This window comes from Nocardioides humilatus (genome assembly GCF_008373755.1).
Lineage (GTDB): Bacteria > Actinomycetota > Actinomycetes > Propionibacteriales > Nocardioidaceae > Nocardioides > Nocardioides humilatus.
Genome location: NZ_VUJV01000001.1, coordinates 813,748 through 831,823 on the forward strand (window position 1 = coordinate 813,748; position 18,076 = coordinate 831,823).

Here is an 18,076-nt window from a genome sequence, read left to right on the forward strand (position 1 = left end):
GAGGCTCCCGGCCTAGCGGTCGGGGGCCTCCAGCCACCCGCGGAACGCCTCGAGGTTGCGGGTCGACTCGCCCCGCGAGACCCGCCACTCCCACTCCTTGCGGATCGAGGACTCGAAGCCGAGCTCGAGGATCGAGTTGAACGACTCGTCAGCGTAGGTCAGGACCGAACCGAGCAACCGGTCCAGGTCGTCGGGGGTGACCGACGAAAGCGCCAGGCGGGCGTCGAGGTAGATGTCGCCGAGCTGGTCGAGGGCGAACGCGACGGCGTACATCCGCATGTTGCGCTCGAGCAGCCACTTGTAGACCCGTTCGTGCTGCTCGTCGGGCCGCCGACACACGAACGCGTGGACGCCGAGGGCGTGCGGGCCGATGTCGAGCCGGACCGGCGTCTGCTGCTTGCGCTCCCCGGGGAGCGCGAAGGTGAAGACGCCTTCCTCGGGCTCCTCGTAGTCGATCTCGTTGTCGCCGAGATGCTGACGTACGACGGCAGCGGGATCAGTCACAGCAGGGGGCACGGCGTCGGGCACGGGCCTAGCCTGCCATCGCTTCCCGCATCCGGACCGCGCGGTGGTAGGCCTCGAGCGTCTGCTCGGCCGTCGCGTCCCACGCGAAGCGCTGGGCCTGCTTGACCGCACCCGCTGCGAGCCGGTCGCGGTAGGCCTCGTCGACGAGCGCCGGTTCGATCGCCTTGGCCCAGTCGAGCGGGTCGTGGGTGTCGACCAGGAGGCCGCTGCTGCCGTGGCGCACGACCGTGGTGAGGCCGCCGACAGCCGCTGCGACCACCGGAACACCGGAGGCCTGCGCCTCGACGGCGACCAGGCCGAACGACTCGTTGTAGGAAGGTACGGCGACCAGCGAGGCCGCGGAGTACCACCCCGCCAGCTCGTGCTGAGGGACCGGGGGCACGAAGCGCACGACGTCGCTGATGCCCAGGTCGTCGGCCAGGTTGGCCAGCGCGGTCGGTCGTTCGAGCCCGCTGCCCGAGGGGCCACCGACGATCGGTACGACGAGCCGGCGACGCAGCTCCGGGCGCAGCTGGAGCAGCTCGGCCGTGGCGTGCAGCAGCACGTCGGGCGCCTTGAGCGGCTGGATCCGACCGGCGAAGAGCAGCACCAGGGCGTCGGCCGGGATGCCGCGCGCCGCGCGGGCGGCGGCCTGGTCCTGTGGCCGGAACACCGTGCAGTCGACTCCCGGGTGGACGATCTCGACCCGGTCGGGGTCGGCGCCGTAGAGGTCGATCAGCTGGCGCGCCTCGAGCTCGGTGTTGGCGACCAGCAGGTCGGAGGCCTCGACGACCTGCTCCTCACCGATGACGCGGGCAGCAGGCTCGGGGGTGTCCCCGTCGGCGAGCGCAGCGTTCTTGACCTTGGCCATGGTGTGCATCGAGTGCACCAGCGGCACGCCCCACCTGTCGCTCGCGAGCGCGCCGACCTGCCCCGACAGCCAGTAGTGGGAGTGGACGACGTCGTAGTGGCCCAGCGGCTGGGCTGCCTCGGCCCGCAGCACCTCGCGCGCGAAGACGCACATCTGACCCGGCAGCTCGTTCTTCGTCAGTCCTTCGAAAGGCCCGGCGTGCACGTTGCGCACCTCGACGCCGGCGCACAGCGTCATGACCGGGTCGAGCTGGCTGGAGGTCGCGCGGGTGAAGATGTCGACCTCGATGTCGCGCTCGGCGAGCCGACGGGCGACCTCGACGACGTAGACGTTCATGCCGCCTGCGTCACCGGTGCCGGGCTGGTCGAGCGGCGAGGTGTGCAGGCTGATCATCGCCAGGCGGCGGATCTTGCTCATGCGTGCCTCCGGTCGACGTTTCAGCGGGTCTCAGCGGGTCAGGGACTGGTCCGAAGCGCTACAACCAGCGCCGATCACTGTGCATTCCCGAGGCTGACAAACTTCTCCCATGAGCGTGCGCCAGGCTGTCGTCACCGGAGCGTCGAGCGGGATCGGGGCGGCCACGGCCCGCCGACTCGCGGCAGAGGGCTTCCAGGTCGTCTGCGCCGCTCGGCGCGCTGACCGGATCGACGCACTTGCCGCCGAGATCGGTGGGACACCGGTGGTCTGCGACGTGACCAACGCCGACGACGTCGCTGCCCTCGCCGACGTGATCGGTGGGCGACTTGACGTTCTCGTCAACAACGCCGGGGGCGCCTTCGGTGCCTCGCCGGTAGCCGAGGCCGACGCCGACGAGTGGCGTCGGATGTACGACGTCAACGTCATCGGGCTGATGCAGGTGACCCGGGCTCTGCTGCCCGCCCTCCTTGCCAGTGGCGCGGGCGTCATCGTCAACGTCGGCTCGACCGCAGGACGGGTGGCCTACGAGGGCGGAGGGGGCTACACCGCCGCCAAGCACGGCACCAAGGTGGTCACCGAGACGCTGCGGCTCGAGCTGTTCGACCAACCGGTCCGGGTGTGCGAGGTCGCCCCCGGGATGGTCCGGACCGACGAGTTCGCGCTGGTGCGCTTCGGCGGCGACCAGGCGCGGGCCGATGCGGTCTACGCGGGCGTCGCCGAGCCGCTGACCGCCGACGACGTCGCCGACGCGATCACGTGGGTCGCCACCCGCCCGCCGCACGTCAACATCGACGAGCTGGTGCTCCGCCCCCGCGCTCAGGCCGCCCAGCACAAGGTGCACCGGGTCACCTCTCCGGTGGTTGAGGTGCGAGGAGCGCTAGCGACGAGCCTCGAAACCCTCAGGCGAGCGCGCGATCGAGTGCGGCGCTGACGTGGAGGCTGGTGCAGGGGAAGACCGGCAGGTTGGAGTCGGCCTGCTTCACGAGCAGCTCGAGCTCCGAGCAACCGAGGATCACGCCTCCGGCACCGGCGTCCCAGAGCTCGTCGATGAGCCCGACGACGTATTTCCGGGAGTCGTCGACGACCTTCCCGTGGACGAGCTCCTCGTAGATGATCCGGTTGATCTCGTCGTGGTGCGACTCCTCGGGCACGACGACCTCGAGACCGTGGCGCGCGATCCGCTCGGTGAAGAAGACGCGGCTCATCGCGAAGCGGGTGCCGATCAGAGCGATCACCTCGACGCCCTGCGCCTTCGCGGCCTCGGCCACGACGTCGGCGAGGTGGACGAGCGGGATGTCGATCGCCGCCTCCACCTGCTCGGCGACCCGGTGGAAGGTCGTGGTGCAGAGCATGAGGAACTCCGCGCCGGCGCGCTCGACCGACCGCGCGGCGTCAGCGAGGATCTCGGCGACGCCGTCCCAGTCCTCGGCCTCCTGGAGGGCGGTGATCTGGGCGAACTCGACCGAGGCCATCACCGTCTTGGCGGAGTGGAGTCCCCCGAGCCGCTGCTCGACACCACGATTGAGCAGTTCGTAGTAGGCGGCGCTGCTCTCCCAGCTCATGCCCCCGACGAGGCCGATCGTCTGCATTCGCGCAGTCTCTCACGGTCCCCGTCGATGCCCCGACAATGCTGGGTCAGCGCGCCCGCGCGGATAGGCTGACCCCTCGTGTCTGAGATGAAGCGAACCGACCTCCGCAACGTGGCCATCGTCGCGCACGTCGACCACGGCAAGACGACGCTGGTCGACGCAATGCTCCACCAGGCCGGGGCGTTCAGTGCGCACCAGGCAGAGGGCGTCGCCGAGCGCGTCATGGACTCCGGTGACCTCGAGCGCGAGAAGGGCATCACGATCCTCGCGAAGAACACCGCGGTGCACTACAAGGGCCCCTCCGCGCAGGAGCTCGCCAACGGTGACATGACGATCAACATCATCGACACCCCCGGTCACGCCGACTTCGGCGGCGAGGTCGAGCGCGGTCTCTCCATGGTCGACGGCATCGTCCTGCTGGTCGACGCGTCGGAGGGCCCGCTCCCCCAGACCCGGTTCGTGCTCCGCAAGGCGCTCAACGCCGACATGCCCGTCATCCTGGTCGTCAACAAGACCGACCGTGGCGACGCCCGCATCGACGAGGTCGTCGACGAGACCTACGAGCTGTTCATGGACCTCCTCGACGAGAACCACAGCCAGGACGCACTCGACTTCCCCGTGGTGTTCGCCTCCGGCAAGGCCGGCATCGCCTCGCTCACCAAGCCCGAGAACGGCACCCTTCCCGAGGGCACCGACCTCGAGCCGCTCTTCCGGACGATCCTGGAGAACATTCCCGCCCCGGTCTACGACGACGGCGCCCCGCTCCAGGCCCACGTCACCAACCTCGACGCCTCCCCCTTCCTCGGCCGTCTTGCCCTGCTGCGCATCAAGCAGGGCAACCTGAAGAAGGGCCAGCAGGTCGCGTGGATGCGGCGCAACGGGGACGTCAAGACCGTCAAGATCACCGAGCTCCTCATCACCGAGGGCCTCGAGCGCAAGCCCGGCGACACGGCTGGCCCCGGTGACATCGTCGCCGTCGCCGGCATCCCCGAGATCACGATCGGCGAGACGCTGGCCGACCCGGACAACCCGGTCGCGCTGCCGCTCATCCACGTCGACGAGCCGGCGATCTCGATGACCATCGGCACCAACACCAGCCCCCTCGTGGGCAAGGGCGGCAAGGGCCACAAGGTGACCGCTCGCCTGGTGAAGGACCGCCTCGACGCCGAACTGGTCGGCAACGTGTCGCTCCGCGTGCTCCCCACGGAGCGTCCCGACGCCTGGGAGGTCCAGGGCCGCGGCGAGCTGGCGCTGGCGATCCTCGTCGAGCAGATGCGCCGCGAGGGCTACGAGCTGACCGTCGGCAAGCCGCAGGTCGTCACCAAGGAGGTCGACGGCAAGCTGCACGAGCCCTTCGAGCGCCTCACGATCGACGCCCCCGAGGAGTTCCTCGGCACCATCACCGAGCTCCTCGCCAACCGCAAGGGCCGCATGGAGGGCATGACCAACCACGGCACCGGCTGGGTGCGGATGGACTTCGTGGTCCCCGCCCGCGGCCTGATCGGCTTCCGCACCGACTTCCTCACCGAGACGCGCGGCACCGGCATCGCCCACCACATCTCCGAGGGCTACCACCCCTGGGCCGGCGAGATCCGCTCGCGCGCCTCCGGCTCGCTCGTCGCCGACCGCTCGGGGGCCGCGACGGCGTACGCCATGACCTCGCTGCAGGAGCGCGGCATCATGTTCGTCGACCCGAGCACCGAGGTCTACGAAGGCATGATCGTCGGCGAGAACTCCCGCGCCGACGACATGGACGTCAACATCACCAAGGAGAAGCAGCAGACCAACATCCGGTCTGCCACCTCCGACAACTTCGAGAAGCTCATCCCGCCGAAGCGGCTCTCCCTCGAGCAGTGCCTGGAGTTCTGCCGCGAGGACGAGTGCGTCGAGATCACGCCGGAGACCGTGCGCATCCGCAAGGTCGTCCTCGACCAGAACGAGCGCGCGAAGATGGCTTCGCGCGCTCGCAAGGGCACCCGCTAACGCCCCTTCGCGGTCAGTTTGAGCACCTTCGAGCCGATCACGTCAGGGCCGTGGTTCTCGCTGTAGAACCCTGGCAGCGCGTAGGGCGCGTAGGCGTTGACCGTGAAGGACGCGTTGGCAGACCCGAGCGTGCTCGGCAGGAATTCGATCCGCAGGTCACAGCTGGCACCTGCCGCGACCGTCACGTAGGTCGTCTGGCTGCCGGTCCGCGAGATGCAGTCGGCCGGATCGTGGTCGGTCGCGAACGCCACCCGGTAGGCGCTGTTCGTGATGGCGATGTCGTAGGCCGCCGGCGACTTCGAGGTGTTCTTGATGACCGTCGTGAGCGTCTTGGACGATCCGATCGACACGGTGCGGTAGGCCAGCGTCGCCGGCGTGAGGGTGAAGGTCGACGCCACTCCTGACCCGGTGGCCTTGAGGGCGCCCGACGCCCGCTGCTGACCCACGCTCGTCGAGTAGCTGCCAGGGAGGTTGTAGGCCTCGTAGACCTGCACCGGGAAGGTGGCATCCGGCGCGGCACCGGTCGCGGTCGGGCTGAGGGCGAAGGTGAGCACGCACGTGGCGTCCGGCGCCACCGTGCGGTAATGCGTCTCCGTCAGGCCGGGGTCACCGGGGAACTGCGGGGGCTGGTAGGTCTCGTAGACGCAGCTCGCGCCTTGAGGCCCGTCCTGCGGCATGACGAACCGGTAGGGCGAGCCCTGCGTCGAGTAGGTCGTGTCGAAGGCCAGGTAGGCGTCGGAGGTGTTCTTGACGGTGACCTCAACGGTCCGCGTGCCTCCCACCGTCACGTCACCGAACGCGACCTTCGATGGCGAGAAGGAGAAGGTCGGCGCCACCGCCGTGCCGGTCGCCTTGATTGAGGTCGAGCCGAGCGAGAACCCGGCATCGGAGAACGTCGAGGAAGGTTGGTAGGAGCGGTAGTAGGTGATCGGGATCTGGGCCGAGGTCTCACCGAGGGCGCTCGGGTAGTAGACGAAGCTCATCGAGCACGACTGGCTGGCCCCCACGATCCGGTATTCGTAGACCAGGTGGGGCGGCAGGAACGGGTTGGGGTCCGGCACGTAGGTCCCGCGCATGCAGTTGGACCCCGTGTCGCCGGTCGGCAGCACCGCTCGGTAAGTACCGCCATCGGTCGGCTGGCTGGACCCGAGCTGCAGCGGCACCGGCGAGGTGTTCTTGATGGTGACGACGACGGACTTCGCGCTGCTCACGGTCCGCTTGCCGAAGGCCAACGTGCTCGGCGAGAACTGCAAGGTCGGCGCGACACCGGTGCCGGTCGCAGGGATCTGCCGGGTGGCCAGGGGCGCGCCCGAGTCCATGAAGCCGCCGGCTCCGGGAGCTCGGTAGACCTGCACGGGGAGCGAGAACGACGCCGTACCGAGCTCGTAGGTGAAGAACCCGAAGGTCAGCACGCACGACCCGCCCGCGGGCACGGAACGGTACTGGCGCACCAGGGTGCCGAAGGGCGGGTCGTCCCAGTCCTGCGGCGGGACGAGCTCCTCGGACATGCAGCTGTTCGCGGCGTCGGACGGGACCGGGCGGAAGGTGTAGTCCGACGCGACGTCCGAACCGAACTGCAGCGGGATCGTCGAGGTGTTCTTCATGGTGACCTCGAGACGCTTCACGTCCGTCACCGTCACGTCGCCGAAGGCGAGCGAGGACTTGGAGAGCGTGAACGTCGGTTCCGCCGCCGTTCCCGTCGCCTTCACGCTCGCCCCGCCGGTCACCGTCGAGCCCGACGTGTCCTGCCAGCCGCCGACCGCTCCCGACGCGCCGTACGACCGGATCGGGATCGTCGCCGACAGCTCCCCGGCAGCGAAGGGGTGGAACAGGACGCTGATGACACAGGTCGCTCCGGACGCGATCACCTGCGACCGGGGCTCGACCACCTGGGGGTCACCGGGAAAGCCCGACCCGACGGTCTCGCCCCACAGGCAGTTGGTCGGGCTCTGCGTCTCCGGAAGGATCACCTGGAACGAAGCGACCGAGCCGAAGCTCGCACCGAACTCCAGAGGGCCGGTCGAGGTGTTCTTCACCGTGAGGGGGAGCGACTTGTAGCCGTAGGTCGACACGGTGCCGAAGGACAGCGACCGGGGCGACAGCGAGAACTTCGCCCCCACCCCAGTGCCCCGCAGCGGCAGCGACTTGCTGACGAGCCGGGTGTTCGACTCGTACGGAACCGTGGTTCCCGGTGCGCCGCTAGCCGGCGTCAGCGAGATGCTGGTGGAGATGTTGGAGGCACCGTCGAGGACCGGGGTGAAGGTCACGACGATCGTGCAGGTGGCGTCGGGGACCAAGACGACCGCCGGTCCCCCGGTCTGGGTGCACGTGCTGGTGGGATCGGTCCGGTACTGCGAGCCCGCCGGGTAGGCGGTGTGCACCTGGACGTTGCCGTCGCTGGTGTTCGTCAGCGTCGTCGACAGTGACTTGGTCTGTCCGACGGGCACGGTGCCGAAGGCGAGCGAGGCCGGCGACAGGGTGAAGGCCCCCCTCGTCGCCGGGTCCGGCGTGTACGACGACGCGCGCAGCACGATCGGGTCGACCTCACTGGCCGAGCTCAACGGGTCCTGGACCTGGATCAGCGGCTGCGCCGAGAACGATCCGTCCGAGCCCGGCGTGAACCGGTAGTAGAGCCGGCAGGTGCCGCCCGGTGCGACCTGCACCTGTACGACGTCGCTCGGACCGTTGAAGTAGCAGGCTTGGTCGCGGCCCGTCGTCGCGGCGAGGTTGTTGTCCGTGGTGAACCCCGCGCCGAGGTTGATCACGGTGTCGCGGAAGGTGCGCGCGCTCGACGACTCGTTGGTCGCGGTGACGTAGCCGAGCGCCGAACCGCTCTGCACGTTGCCGAAGTCGAGCGGGTCCGGGTTGAACGACGCGGCCGTTCCGGCCGCCTCACCAGGTGCGGCCAGCAGGGCGAGCACGATCACCGCACCCACAGCTGAGCCGATCCTTCTGCGCCACATGGTCATCCCCCAAGGTCTCATTGACTCCTTGCGGTCAACTTGCGACGACGCCGGAGGCTAGGCCCTTCCGAAGGTCGGCTTCTCCTTGGCCAGGAACGCGCGCACGCCCTCGGCGAAGTCAGGACCGCCATAGACCTCGTGCAGCAGCTCCTCCTCGTCCGGCGGCGCCGCCTCGGTCACCCGAGCCCGCGCGCCGAGCTGCTCCTTGGTCACGCGCAGGGTGACCGGCGAGGCCTGGAGGATGCCGTCGACCAGTGCGGCGACCTCGGCGTCGAGGGCCGCACGATCGGCGACCGAGGCGAGGACGGCCCCGACGGCGTACGCCCGATCGGCATCGACCAGCCGCGAGGCGAGCAGCATCTCTCGCGTGAGCGACTCCCCGAAGACGGCGGCGCACCGGTAGAGCACCGGCGAGGAGAGTGCGTTGCCGAGCGTCCGGGCGATCGGATAGCCGAAGCGCGACCCGGCGGTGGCTACCCGGATGTCGCAGTTGGTCGCGACGGCGAGCCCGCCGCCGACGCAGACGCCGTCGACCGCGGCGATCGTCACCTGCGGGAGCCGGAACAGGCCGTCGAGCATCTCGCGGATCCAGTCCTCGTACTGGACGACGTCCTCGTTGCCCACGAAGTCGGAGATCTCGTTGCCGGCCGCGAAGGCTTTGCCACCCGCACCGCGCAGCACCACCACGCGGACCGACGCGTCAGCCGCCGTGTCGATCCAGAGCTGCCGCATCTCGCCGTACATCGCCTTCGTGAAGGCGTTGCGGCGCTCGGGGCGGTTGAACGTGATGTCCAGGACGCCGTCGCGGCGCTCGATCAGCAGGTCGGTCACGACCGGGAACGCTAGCGCTAGCTGCGGATCCCCACCTCGGCGAGCCGCTCGCGGGTGAGCAGCAGGGCCGCGAGTCCGCCACCGATCGCACCGAAGAGGTGCCCCTGCCACGACACCCCCGGCTGACCGGGGAGCACGCCCCACAGGGCGCCGCCGTAGAGGAACAGGACGAGCAGCCCGAGGCCGATCTCCCACGGCTGCTTGTTCACGATGCCCCGGATGGCGAGGTAGACGATCCAGCCGAAGATCAGGCCGGACGCACCGATGTGGTTGGAGTGGCTGCCGGCGACCAACCAGACGCCCACGCCGCCGACGACCCAGATGACGGCGGTCGCAGCGAGACCCCGGACCAGGCCGGTGGCGAGGGTGAGGAAGCCGAGGACCAGCACCGGGACGCTGTTGGCCTCGAGGTGGTCCCAGCCACCGTGCAGGAGCGGCGCGAAGACGATGCCGAGGAGGCCGTCACCGGAGCGGGGCTGCACGCCGTACTGGTCGAGGCGGTGGTTCATCGCCGCATCGACGATCTCGATCACCCAGAGCAGCACCGTGAACGCGATCGTGACGAACGCCGCCTGCTGCCACGCCGGGATCTCGCGGCCCCTGATCTCCATGCGGGTCAGTGTGCCCGGTCGGAGCCCGTCACAACCATCGGATGACCCAGTACTGCACGCCGTAGGGGGCGGCGTCGTAGCCGACCTCAGCCGTCAGCTCGGACGTCAGCAGCCCAGCGGCGGCCCCGATGCCGGCGACGTCGGCCCACAGTGCGTCGGCCAGCGCTGGGTCCAGCGACGCGAGGGCAGCAGGATCAGGCGCGACCAGCGCGGCACGGAGTGCATCGTCGAAGCCCTCGGCCCGCTCGTCGAAATGACCCGGCGCCTTCTCGGTGCGCATGGCCGAGCCGTTGCCGACCACGAGGATGTCGGAGGCGTCGTCGACCACCTCGAGGCCCGCGGTCGCCAGCAGGTGCCGGGCGACCTTCTCGGCCGGCGCCGAGGCTGCGATCACCCGCACCTGCGGGCCCAGGGTCGCGACGGCCGCGGCGCACGCGGCCCGGAGGTCGGCGACCGGGTCGTCGAGGGAGGCGTACGACGGCAGCAGGGCCGGCACTCCCGGCACCAGAACGATCATTGGAGTCCCCGGATCGCGCGCTGCGGGGGGCGTCGGCCGGCGATCGACCAGACCATGTCGACGACCTGGCGGGTCTCGACGACCTCGTGCACGCGGTAGATGCGCGCACCGGCGAGGGCGCACACCGACGTCGCAGCGAGCGTGCCGATCAGCCGCTCGCCCACCGGTAGGTCGAGCGTCTCGCCGACGAAGTCCTTGTTGGAGAGGGACACCAGGACCGGCCAGCCCGTGTCGACCATCTCGCCGATGCGGCGCGTGATCTCCAGGGAGTGGAAGGTGTTCTTGCCGAAGTCGTGAGCGGGGTCGATCACGATCGACTCGCGCGCGACGCCGGCAGCCAGCGCACGCTCGGCGTAGTGGACGGTGTCGCCGATCGCAGCGGCGACCACGTCGTCGTAGTCGATCCGGTAGGGGCGGGTCCGCGGTGTCACACCGCCGGTGTGCGTGCAGATGATCCCCACGTCATACGACGCGGCGACGTCGACCAGCTCCGGGTCGGCGCCGCCCCAGGCGTCGTTGAGCACGTCGGCGCCCGCCTCGCACACGGCTGCACCGACCTCCGCACGCCAGGTGTCGACCGAGATCACGAGCGCGGGGTAGGCCTCCCGCACCCGCGCCACGAAGTCGACCACGCGCGCCTTCTCCTCGGCCGGAGAGATCTCGACGCCGGGCGCGGCCTTGATGCCACCGATGTCGACGATCTCCGCGCCCTGCTCGACGACGGTGGCCACCCGCGCGAAGGCGGCGTCCTCGGCCCAGGTGGCGCCCTTGTCGTAGAAGGAGTCGGGCGTGCGGTTGACGATCGCCATCATCAACGTGGCGCCGTCGGCGAAGGTGTGGCGGCCCAGCTTCAGCGTCACAGGTAGTTCTCCGCTCCGGGCCGCTCGAGCACCGGGACGACCCGGTCGGACGGCACCAAGCCCTGGCGGAACTGCCGCAGCAGCACGCCCGCGTCATCGCCCGTCACGCCCGCATCCATGGTGGTGCGGCGGAGGATCGCCGCAGCCACCTGGACCGCCATGGCACCCAGGTCGAGCAGGGCCTGATGGCCGTGCGATCGGGTGCCGAGGTCGACCTGGGCGATCCCCTTCTCGTCGTGCAGCGCCAAAGTGTCGATCAACGCGGCGACGTCGACGCCGTAGCCGGTCGGGACCGAGAGAGTGGAGAACCACGACCTGCGGACGGCCCACTCCCCGGCGAGCGGCTGCACCACGTCGGCCAGCCGTGGGTAGTGCAGGGCCAGCAGCGGGCGGGCGACGAGCTCGGTGACCCGACCACCGTCGAGCGGTCCCTGCTCCCCGGGACGCTCGTAGAAGCCCTTCACCAGCTGGACCTCGGGCCAGGTCAGCAGCGGACCGAGGAGGCCCGGCACGAAGTGGGTGTCCCAGTCGGTGAGGTCGGCGTCCATGAAGACGATCAGGTCACCGGTCGCGACGAACAGCGACTTCCACATCGCCTCACCCTTGCCCGGGTGGGCGCCGAGGTCGGGCCGGATCTCAGCGGCGCGGTGGACGACCGCGCCCGCGGACGCGGCGACCTCGTAGGTGGCGTCGGTCGAGTCGCTGTCGATCACCACGATCTCGTCGACCAGCGACACGGTGTCGACGAGGCGGTCTCGCACCCGGCCGACGACGTCGCCCACGGTGCCGGCCTCGTTGCGGGCGGGCACGACCAGGCTGACCCGGGTCGCGCCCTTCGCGGCGAGGAGCTCTTCGAGGGTCCAGTCACACCAACGAGCGGTGCGGATGTGACTCACGCGCACCTCCGGGACTCGATGGACACATCGTGACACTACCGACCTGTTGTTTTCCTCGGTCCGCGAGGCAGACTGGAACCTCTCGGGACTTATTGCCGCTCTATGTCGGGTTTTTCTTCTTGGGGGAGAAAGTTCCGAGGTCCAGATGCGTGTTCTCCGCCGATGGATGAGGAAGGCGCGATGTCGCGCCAAGTACGGGCGCGCCTGTCCTCATGGCGGCCATTACGGCGGCAAGCGCCGTAACGCGCTGACGCACGTCATGCCACCGAGCCAGGTGCCGCACACCCATGCCGCTCGACCCCCGGAGCCGCCCGACCCGCAACCGCATCACCGCGCTGAGAAGCGCTCCACGGCAGCGGCCAGGGCTGACGCGTAGGCCAGCCGCCCGGCGGCGCTCTCCATTTCCGCAGCATCGCGCGCGTCCCGCATGTTGCCCAGTTCGACGAGCACGCTCGGGATGTCGGCGAGGTTGAGCGTCGCGAGGTCCCGACGTACGTCGATCCCGTCGTGGCCGACGTAGGTCGCCGTGGCGAAGCCGGCAGCGACCAGCGCATCGCGCACGTCCTGCCCGAGGCGTGAGGAGGGACCGGCGATGTCGGTCGTCCAGGGCGCGACCTCGCGCGGCACGATGACGTGGAAGCCGTGGGCGCCGGGGGCCAGGGAGCCGTCGCCGTGGATGCTGATCTTCAGGTCCGCCGTCGGCCCGGGCGCACCAGGGTTGCCCGCGCGACCACGCACGTCGACGCACGGGCCCCAGTCGGTCGCGGAGTTGGTCGACCGGGTGAGGACGACCCGCGCGCCTGCCTCCACGAGGGTGCGCCGCAGGACCCGTGCGACCTCCCAGGTGAAGGTCGCTTCGGGATAGCCGTCGTTGGTCGCCGTGCCCGTGGTGTTGCACGGCTTCGTGAAGCCTCCCGCCTCGACCGGCGCATCCACCTCGGCGGAGAACGACCGGTTGCCGAGCTGGTGCCCGGGGTCGATGACGATCACCCGGCCCGCGAGCGGCCGCTCGGGCGAGACCGTCTCGCCGGGCTCGATCGCGCGCGTCGGGGCGGCGGAGCGGGAGGTCCGCTCAGGCTCGCTGCCGGGCACGTCCGCCGTGCGACCGGCGTCGCAGCCGCCCAGCGCGACGCAGCCCGTCACCAGCAGGCCGAGCAGGCCCACCTCGAGCCGCCTGCGTGGATCTTCTCGAGATGCTGTGCTCATCGCTCGTCGAGCCTAGAGTGTGTCCTTCCACCGGCGCCGGAGCCGGTGATCTCGGGGGCTCGGCAAACGATGTGGTCTAGACAGAGCTTTGCAGGGTGTAACGGAACACGTTCCACCTCGTTGAGCCCGGTGCGTGTCGGAGTGGGGGATTTCGGCATCCGGATATTCCCCTGCGTCGAATGCAAAGTCGAGGTGATCTGGTGACGGCAGTGATCGGGCATGCAGCGCGCACGCGCGTGCTCACGGCCCCGACCAGTCGCGTCCTGCGGTTCCTCCCCGCCGGGCTGCTCGCCCTGGACGCGGTGATCGCAGCCGTGACGACCGGTGCAGCAGCATTCCTCGACCACGGTATGCCTGCTTTCGACCCGAATGCGGGAGCCGAGTCGGCGAGCCACCTGTGGGGGCCCACGCTCCTCGTGGGCTGGGTGCTGGTCATCGCTCTCGGTGGCGGCTACCGCAAGCAGGTCCTCGGCGGCGGCGCCGACGAGTACAAGCGGGTCCTCAACGCGACCCTCGCCTACTCCGGGATCGTCGCGTTCGTGCTGTTCATGACGCAGGCCGACGTGTCCCGCAGCTTCTTCGCCCTCTTCTTCGCCTTCGGCCTGCCGGCGCTGCTGCTGGCCCGCTGGGGCGCTCGTAACGTGCTTCACCGTGCGCGTCAGGCCGGACGGCTCGGCGTACCCGTGCTCATCGCCGGGGACAGCCGTCACGTCGACCAGATCCACGACATCCTCGATCAGGCTCGTTGGCTGGGTTACCGCGTTGTGGGAGCGGTCACCCCGGCCGACGAGATCGGTGGCGCGGTGGGCAATGTGCCCGTCGTCGGCACCATTGACGACGTCACCGACGCCGCGCTCCGGACCGACGCGGAAGTGATCCTCTTCGCGGGCGGCTCGTCGACCTCGGCCCAGGACCTCCAAGAAAAGGTCTGGGACGCGGAGGAGCGCGGCATCGGTGTCGTCGTTGCCCAGAGCGCCACCGGCATCACGACCGGCCGCGCCACCTACCGCCCCGTCGGCGGCCTGCCGCTCATGCACCTCGGCGCTCCCGCGTGGGCCCAGGCGACGCGCATCGGCAAGCGCACCTTCGACGTGGTCGGCGCCAGCGCGCTGCTCCTCTTCTTCAGCCCGCTGTTCCTCTTCGTCGCACTGCGCATCAAGATCCACGACGGCGGCCCGGTCTACTTCTCGCAGAACCGCGTCGGCCGCCAGGGCGTGCCCTTCCGGTGCGCCAAGTTCCGCACCATGGTCCCCAACGCAGAAGAGCTGCTCGCCGCGCTGCACCTCGCGACCGGCTACGACGGCGGCCTCTTCAAGATGGACGACGACCCGCGCATCACCAAGCCGGGCCGCTGGCTGCGCCGCTACTCGCTCGACGAGCTGCCGCAGCTCTGGAACGTCGTCCGTGGCGACATGAGCCTGGTTGGCCCCCGGCCCCCGCTCCCCAACGAGGTGGCCCGCTACGACGCCGCCGCGCGTCGCCGGCTCCACGTCCGCCCCGGCATGACCGGCCTCTGGCAGGTCTCCGGCCGCTCGGACCTCTCCTGGGACCACTCGATCCGGCTCGACCTCTACTACGTCGACAACTGGTCGATGCTCCAGGACCTCCACATCCTGTGGCGGACCCTCGGCGTGGTCTTCAGCGCCCGCGGCGCGTACTGACCCGTTCGGTCAGCCGAGCCGGTCACTCGTAACCGAGGACCGACTTCCGCTTCTCGCCCCACGCGAGCGCCGAGGCGATGGCCTCATCGAGGGTGGCCTCGGTGCGCCAGCCGAGCAACTCGGCAGCCTTGTCGGCGTTGGCGAAGGCACCCACGGCGTCGCCCGGGCGACCGGGAGCCTCGCTGACCGGCACCGGCTTGCCGACGACCCGCTCGACGGCGGCGATGAGCTCGCGCACGGTCACGCCGTCGCCCTTGCCGAGGTTGATGTAGGAGTACGGCGCACCCTCGGCCTCGATGACCGCGTCGAACTCCTCGACGGCCCGCACGTGGGCCTTCGCGAGGTCCCAGGCGTGGATGTAGTCACGAATGCCCGTGCCGTCACGCGTCGGCAGGTCGGTGCCGGTGATCGTGAAGGTGTCGCGGTAGCCGAGGGCGGCCTGGGCGAGGAGCGGCACCACGTGGGTGGCGTCCTTGAGGTGGTAGCCCGTCTCGAGGTCCGGGTCGGCCCCGATGGGGTTGAAGTAGCGCAGGATGATCGCGCGCAGCGACGTCGCCTTGGCGATGTCTTCGAGGCACATCTCCATCATCCGCTTGGTGCGGGCGTAGGGCGAGGTCGGGTCGACGGTGTCGGTCTCACGGACTTCGAAGGCCGGCTGGAGCGCGTAGAGCGAGGCGGTCGACGAGAACAGGATGCGCGGCTTGCCGATCTGCTCGAGCTGGTCGAAGAGCTCCAGCGACTTCGCGACGTTGTCGCGGTAGTACTCGTAGGGCAGGTCGACCGACTCCGGTACGACGATCCGCGCCGCCATGTGGATGGTCGACTCGATGTCGGGGTGATCCTCGACGACCCGCGTCACGAGCGCCCGGTCGGCGATGTCACCCTCGTAGAAGATCCGGTCGCCGACGTACTGACGTGGACCGCTCAGCAGCGAGTCGAGGATGACGGGCGTGTGCCCGGCCTCCTCGAGGGCCTTGGCGGTGATCGAACCGAGGTAGCCGGCGCCGCCGGTGACGAGAACCTTCACGCCACCCGAGGGTAGTCGGCGGCCTGTGAAAGGTGGCTATCGACGCGTCAGACCTCGACGCGCCCGTAGTCGTCCTCGAGGCGGCAGATGTCGTCCTCGCCCGTGTAGGTGCCGTGCTGGACCTCGATGATGATGAGCGGCACGTCGTGCTCGTTGGTGATGCGGTGCGGCTCACCGATCGCGACGTTGACCGAGTCGGCGATCTCGAGGATCAGCGTCTCGCCGTCGACGACGCAGGTGGCCGTGCCGGAGACGACCGTCCAGTGCTCCGCGCGGTGCTCGTGGGTCTGGTAGGACAGGCGGGCACCCGGCTCGACGACGATCCGCTTCACCTTGAAGCCCTCGCCCTCGTCCAGGACCTGCCACGACCCCCACGGCCGAACTGCGCTGTCACCGATCACTTCTGCTGCTCCCACCCTTGCCATGTAAGCGTCGCCCTGCTCCCCCATCGACGCATGTCAACCGTAACGACGCTGGGGATACCGAAGGTACGCATCGAGCAAACATTCGTTTGTCGGATCACGAATTGCTTTCAGAAGCGACCGGTCAGCGCCGGCGCAGACCGGCGAGCGCCGGGCGTACGTCGGCGAGGTAGACCAGGGCGGCCACGGTCATCGCGAGGTTGATGATGCCGATCGGCAGCGGCGCCAGGTGGAGCACGATCGCGACACCGAGCAGGATCGTCCACGTCGCCTTGTTGAGCTTGTCGGCCGCCAGGTAGGACTCACCGGAGTAGAGCAACGCATTGGCGAAGGCGAAGATCTTGACGACCAGCAGCGCGAAGCCGACGACGATCAGGATCCAGTACTCGGTGAGCCCGAGGGCCGTCCACGAGTCGACCGGCGGTGCCCAGTAGATGCCTCCCATGATGGTCCGATCCTATCGGGGGGTTTCGAGGCCCGCTCCGCTCGCACCGCAACCACCGCAGAAATGAACGAGACCCCGAGGGATCAACCCTCGGGGCCTCGTCGGCAGGAGCGTCAGCTCACTTGGCCGCAGCCTTCTTGGCCGGAGCCTTCTTGGCGGTCGTCTTCTTGGCCGGAGCCTTCTTGGCGGGGGCCTTCTTGGCCGGAGCCTTCTTCGCGGCCGGCGCCGGAGCGGCAGCCTTGGTCTCCTCGCCCTTGACCAGCTTGGTCACGACGGTCTCGCCGCGCTTGGCAAGGTCGGCGTACTGCTTGGTCGCGGCGGCGACGTTGTCGTCGTAGCGGCCCTGGAGCTTCTTCGGGAGCGCCTTGGCGTCGGCCTGGAGCTCAGCGAGCTTGGCCTCGAACTTCGCGCGGGTGTCGGCGAACTGGGCGGCAGCCTTGTCCTGCAGGGTCTTCGGCTTGGGCGCCTCGAACTCCTTGACGGACTTCTGCACGTCGGCGACGCGGGCGTTGACCTTGGTCTGGACCTCGGTCACGTAGCCACGGACGGTCTCGACGGCGAGGTCGGTCGCGCCGACACCGGCGTAGAGCGGCTTCGCGGCGGCCTCGGGGACCTCGGGGAGGTTGAGGGACTTCAGGTCGATCTTCGGGATCTCGACCTTGGGGACCTCGATCTTCGGGATCTCGATCTTGGGGATCTCGACCTTGGGGATCTCGAACTTGGGGAGCTCAAACTTAGGCATGGTGGATTACACCCTTCTTGTTGGTTGCTGTCGTGCGGTTGATCAGGACTACTGAGCCGTCTCGGCGTCGGTCACGGACTCCTCGGCGTCAGCGGGGGCAGCAGCCACCGCGTCCACCTCGTTGAGGGCCAGGAACGACGCGTAGACGTCGAGGAGCGACTGCTTCTGTCGCTCGGTGAGGCCGGGATCGCCGAGGACGGCGAGCTCGACCGAACCACCCACACCGTCATCCGGGCTGAGGATGCCTGCCCGGATGTACAGCTGCTCCGCGGAGATGCGCAGCGCCTTGGCGATCTGCTGCAACACCTCTGCCGACGGCTTGCGGAGCCCGCGCTCGATCTGGCTCAGATAGGGGTTGGAGACGCCGGCCTGATCGGCGAGCTGCCGCAAGGACAGACGCGACTGCGTGCGCTGCTCCTTGAGGTAGTCGCCCAATGCGCCGACCGTCTCGGTCACCCTCGCCTTCACCATGGGCCCTAGTTTGCTAGCAATAGTTAGCATTTGCAAACTGAGTGGGCGTGAACTGCTTCA

At 69.3% G+C, this 18,076-nt stretch carries 17 protein-coding genes and 1 pseudogene; 3 read left to right on the forward strand and 15 right to left on the reverse strand.

Annotated features, from left to right (window positions below):
• Positions 1-12: 12 nt before the first annotated feature.
• Positions 13-528, reverse strand: a complete 516-nt coding sequence (locus tag F0U44_RS03780; protein ID WP_246160284.1) for a type III secretion system chaperone family protein — start codon at positions 526-528, stop codon at positions 13-15.
• Positions 529-532: 4 nt separating this feature from the next.
• On the reverse strand, positions 533-1,792 hold the full coding sequence (mshA, locus tag F0U44_RS03785) for a D-inositol-3-phosphate glycosyltransferase (RefSeq protein ID WP_149726885.1): 1,260 nt from the start codon (positions 1,790-1,792) through the stop codon (positions 533-535).
• Positions 1,793-1,901: 109 nt separating this feature from the next.
• Here mshA and F0U44_RS03790 point away from each other — a divergent pair.
• A pseudogene (locus F0U44_RS03790) lies at positions 1,902-2,636 on the forward strand (SDR family NAD(P)-dependent oxidoreductase); the annotation flags it as partial.
• A gap of 55 nt (positions 2,637-2,691) precedes the next feature.
• On the opposite strand, the gene F0U44_RS03795 reads toward F0U44_RS03790, so the two are convergent.
• Entirely contained in the window at positions 2,692-3,381 is a 690-nt protein-coding gene (locus F0U44_RS03795; protein WP_149726887.1) for an aspartate/glutamate racemase family protein, read from the reverse strand.
• 87 nt (positions 3,382-3,468) lie between these two features.
• On the opposite strand from F0U44_RS03795, the gene typA reads away from it, so the two are divergent.
• The gene (gene typA / locus F0U44_RS03800; protein WP_149727536.1) at positions 3,469-5,364 is read left to right on the forward strand and encodes a translational GTPase TypA; all 1,896 of its coding nucleotides are present in this window, start codon (positions 3,469-3,471) and stop codon (positions 5,362-5,364) included.
• Here the strand turns inward: typA and F0U44_RS03805 are convergent.
• The 7 genes from F0U44_RS03805 to F0U44_RS03835 form a co-directional block, all read right to left on the reverse strand.
• A complete protein-coding gene (locus tag F0U44_RS03805) occupies positions 5,361-8,300 on the reverse strand; it encodes a choice-of-anchor D domain-containing protein (RefSeq protein ID WP_188113306.1) in 2,940 nt (979 codons plus the stop codon). The two genes, typA and F0U44_RS03805, sit on opposite strands and share 4 nt — an antisense overlap.
• Positions 8,301-8,384: 84 nt before the next feature.
• On the reverse strand, positions 8,385-9,158 hold the full coding sequence (locus F0U44_RS03810) for an enoyl-CoA hydratase-related protein (protein WP_149726889.1): 774 nt from the start codon (positions 9,156-9,158) through the stop codon (positions 8,385-8,387).
• A 17-nt stretch (positions 9,159-9,175) separates the two neighbouring features.
• Positions 9,176-9,769: a rhomboid family intramembrane serine protease gene (locus F0U44_RS03815; RefSeq protein WP_149726890.1), complete on the reverse strand. Its 594-nt coding sequence runs from the start codon at positions 9,767-9,769 to the stop codon at positions 9,176-9,178.
• 28 nt (positions 9,770-9,797) lie between these two features.
• Positions 9,798-10,274, reverse strand: a complete 477-nt coding sequence (locus tag F0U44_RS03820; RefSeq protein ID WP_246160286.1) for a class III extradiol ring-cleavage dioxygenase family protein — start codon at positions 10,272-10,274, stop codon at positions 9,798-9,800.
• 8 nt (positions 10,275-10,282) lie between these two features.
• Entirely contained in the window at positions 10,283-11,146 is an 864-nt protein-coding gene (folP, locus tag F0U44_RS03825; RefSeq protein ID WP_223163566.1) for a dihydropteroate synthase, read from the reverse strand.
• Positions 11,143-12,042 carry a glucosyl-3-phosphoglycerate synthase gene (locus tag F0U44_RS03830; protein WP_246160288.1) on the reverse strand — a complete coding sequence of 300 codons (900 nt, stop codon included), beginning with the start codon at positions 12,040-12,042 and terminating at the stop codon, positions 11,143-11,145. Before F0U44_RS03830 ends, folP begins: the two co-directional genes overlap by 4 nt.
• 327 nt (positions 12,043-12,369) lie before the next feature.
• Positions 12,370-13,248 carry an N-acetylmuramoyl-L-alanine amidase family protein gene (locus F0U44_RS03835; protein WP_223163567.1) on the reverse strand — a complete coding sequence of 293 codons (879 nt, stop codon included), beginning with the start codon at positions 13,246-13,248 and terminating at the stop codon, positions 12,370-12,372.
• A 200-nt stretch (positions 13,249-13,448) separates the two neighbouring features.
• On the opposite strand from F0U44_RS03835, the gene F0U44_RS03840 reads away from it, so the two are divergent.
• The gene (locus F0U44_RS03840; protein WP_188113307.1) at positions 13,449-14,909 is read left to right on the forward strand and encodes a sugar transferase; all 1,461 of its coding nucleotides are present in this window, start codon (positions 13,449-13,451) and stop codon (positions 14,907-14,909) included.
• A gap of 22 nt (positions 14,910-14,931) precedes the next feature.
• Here F0U44_RS03840 and galE read toward each other — a convergent pair whose 3' ends face one another.
• From galE to F0U44_RS03865, 5 genes are all read right to left on the reverse strand, one after another.
• Positions 14,932-15,936 (reverse strand): UDP-glucose 4-epimerase GalE, encoded by a 1,005-nt coding sequence (gene galE / locus F0U44_RS03845; RefSeq protein WP_149726894.1) that lies wholly within the window; start codon positions 15,934-15,936, stop codon positions 14,932-14,934.
• A 47-nt stretch (positions 15,937-15,983) separates the two neighbouring features.
• Positions 15,984-16,352 carry a phosphomannose isomerase type II C-terminal cupin domain gene (locus F0U44_RS03850; protein ID WP_246160290.1) on the reverse strand — a complete coding sequence of 123 codons (369 nt, stop codon included), beginning with the start codon at positions 16,350-16,352 and terminating at the stop codon, positions 15,984-15,986.
• A 130-nt stretch (positions 16,353-16,482) separates the two neighbouring features.
• On the reverse strand, positions 16,483-16,803 hold the full coding sequence (locus F0U44_RS03855; protein WP_149726895.1) for a DUF2516 family protein: 321 nt from the start codon (positions 16,801-16,803) through the stop codon (positions 16,483-16,485).
• 118 nt (positions 16,804-16,921) lie between these two features.
• Positions 16,922-17,545, reverse strand: a complete 624-nt coding sequence (locus F0U44_RS03860; protein ID WP_149726896.1) for a hypothetical protein — start codon at positions 17,543-17,545, stop codon at positions 16,922-16,924.
• 48 nt (positions 17,546-17,593) lie between these two features.
• Positions 17,594-18,016: a helix-turn-helix domain-containing protein gene (locus F0U44_RS03865; RefSeq protein ID WP_149726897.1), complete on the reverse strand. Its 423-nt coding sequence runs from the start codon at positions 18,014-18,016 to the stop codon at positions 17,594-17,596.
• Positions 18,017-18,076 lie beyond the last annotated feature (60 nt).